Here is a 2,588-nt window from a genome sequence, read left to right on the forward strand (position 1 = left end):
AGCCACAGTGGCTTTCGGGTTTTCTTCAGCGAAGCGTTGAGCCTTCAGCAGTGCGCGCAGGAAGGACTGCCATTTTTCAGTGTCTTCAGCACTGTTGGAGGCGATCACAACCCGGCAGCATGGGTGGCCCGGCTGCAGTTCTGAACTGCTCAGCACAATCTTGAGTCCTTCTGCCTCGGCGCGGCGGTCATGTGGGCCCCAAACGACACCGGCATCAACCTGGCCGTTTTTGACTGCCTGTATCACGGCAGGAGGATTGCGCAGTTCAGAGATGGTCAGTTCCTTGCGCCAGTCAATATCGGCCTTGTGCAGCTCTGAGCGCAGGATGGCATCACCGGAGGCCAGGCGTACAGTGCCGACTTTTTTTCCCTTCAGATCCGCGATCCCCTTGATCTGATCGGCCAGTTCCGGTCGTGTAACGAGATAGGCATCCTCGCCCATGATGCCGCCGATGACCTTGAGTTCGGCACCTCGGCCATAATGGACCAGCGGGGCTGAAGTACCAAAGGCCCCCACGTCGAGCCGTCCGGCCAATACGGCGGAGATGCCATCAGCTGAATTGGTGAACTCGAAAAGCTCTACATTTAGCCCTTCATCCTTGAACAGACCTGCTTCCTTGGCAACAAAAAACTTGGCATGGCCGGTTACCGGCAGATAGCCGAGTTTGATCTCCTGCAGGGGGGCTGCCAGTACCAGTGCCGATTGTGACAGCAGGACTCCGGCTGCCAGCAATCCTTTCAATTTGTTCAACATAACAGGTTCCTTACTTTCTCTTGAGTATTCAAATGTTGTGTAGTGTTGGCCTGATATTTGTGCCAACCAGTGTTGCCGGTTTGATTAGGTGATGCCGAGTCATGAATAGGACGTCGGCGTCGGATAGTCGCCCCACAGGGTAAAGCGCCCGAGATCACGCAGCTTGTAATCCAGCGGGTCATGCAGGGTGTGGGTGCGGGCGTTGCGCCAGAAGCGGTCGAAGCCGTATTCACGTTTGACCCCGCGTGCGCCGGTGATGTCGAACAACTGGTTACTGATCTCCAGAGCGGCATGATGGGATGCCACCTTGGCCTCTGCGATGGCAATGGCCGTATCGCCACGTTCATCGGCCGTAATCTCGGGGCCCTTGGCAAAATAGGTGGCGGCCAGTTCGCCGGCATGATCTGCCAGTACTTGAGCCGCACGCAGCTTGACCCGAAGCTCACCGTAGCGGTGCTGAATGTAGGGGTCTGCCGCAGAGGAGACGGCATCCGAGGTGAACCAGGGCTGGGCCTCTTCCAGTGTGTAGCGCTGGGCTTCGGCAAAGGCACCCTCGGCAATGCCCACATACAGGTTGACCAGTACCAGCTGGGCCAGATTGGCACGGAAATGGGCTGCGGGTGTCCAGGGTTTGCCTGGATACAGCAATACCTCATTCGGCTGTACTCTGACCTTGTGGAAGCTGACTGTGCCACTGTCGGTCTGGCGCTGACCAATGGCATCCCAGTCCTCGTGTACCTGGACGCCTTCGCGGCGGGTTGGCAGGCCGGCGACGACCAGACTTTGCGACGCCTCATGCCAGGCGGATGCGGTGATATAGTCTGACCCGCGTGCGCCGGAGCAGAAGCTCTTGTCGCCCTCGAAGATATAGCCGCCGTCGGGGTGTTCGGTGGCGATGGTGCGCTTGTCCAGTGGGTTCAGGGTATTACCCCAGAACAGCCGCTGATTAACCGTGCTGCTGAGGTAATGCTGAATCTGGTCTTTGTTACCGTACAGCAGTACCGAACTGACCTGCAGATGGTGAAAGGCAAAAACATGAGCCAGTGCGGAATCAGCGCGGGCCAGGCGGCGCACGACCTGATAGATCAGGCTCCAGGGTTGTCCGGCACCACCAAATTCGGCAGGAATTGAGAGGCTCAGCAGCCCGCTGTTGCGGATCAGCTCGCGCTGTTCGTGGGCATGTCCACCGGTTTGATCACGCACGATAGCGGTGCTGGCCAGCTGCTCAGCCAGCGTATCGGCAATTTCAAGCCATTCGGCAGCGCTGGGTACGTTTTTGGTCTCGGCCCGGGTTGCGGGTTTTGCGAGGGTTGCCTGGGTCATATCAGTCTCCAGAAAAGGATTCAGTGGCGTGCTCAGGAGGCATAGGAAAGCCTGATACGCGATTCAGTGGGTTCGGATAGAGAGGGGCTGGTGGCAACGGCAGAATGTTGGCTTGACTCGCCCAAAACGGCTGCGAGAACCTGGCCGCTGTAGGCGGCATTTTCGGCCGAGGCGGGCTGGCGGGGTCTGGCAAGGCTGACCTCAAGATCCAGTCCGATGCGGCCTTCCTCCAGCACGATGACACGATCAGCCAGCTGTACCGCTTCCGGCACATCATGGGTGACCAGTACCACGGTGAAGCGGTGCTCCTGCCAGATGCGCTCCAGCAGTTGCTGCATTTCCAGACGGGTCAGGGCGTCCAGTGCTCCGAGGGGTTCATCCAGCAACAGCAGACGAGGTTTGTGGATCAGCGCACGTGCCAGTGCCACCCGCTGGCGCTGGCCTCCGGAGAGCTGTGCCGGCCAGTTATCAGCCTTATCCGCCAGGCCGACCTCTTCCAGTGCCTGCAAAGC

3 protein-coding genes are annotated in these 2,588 nt (G+C 59.0%); all 3 read right to left on the reverse strand.

Going from position 1 to position 2,588, the window contains the following annotated elements; genetic code table 11:
* Positions 1–753 (reverse strand): ABC transporter substrate-binding protein (locus ABIE61_RS18890; protein WP_354412346.1); only part of this gene is annotated, 753 nt, incomplete at its 3' end.
* 99 nt (positions 754–852) lie between these two features.
* Positions 853–2,076: an acyl-CoA dehydrogenase family protein gene (locus tag ABIE61_RS18895; RefSeq protein WP_354412349.1), complete on the reverse strand. Its 1,224-nt coding sequence runs from the start codon at positions 2,074–2,076 to the stop codon at positions 853–855.
* A 32-nt stretch (positions 2,077–2,108) separates the two neighbouring features.
* Positions 2,109–2,588 (reverse strand): ATP-binding cassette domain-containing protein (locus tag ABIE61_RS18900; protein WP_354412352.1); only part of this gene is annotated, 480 nt, incomplete at its 5' end.

Origin of the sequence: Marinobacterium sp. MBR-111 (assembly GCF_040547585.1) — a bacterium.
GTDB classification, from domain to species: domain Bacteria; phylum Pseudomonadota; class Gammaproteobacteria; order Pseudomonadales; family Balneatricaceae; genus Marinobacterium; species Marinobacterium iners.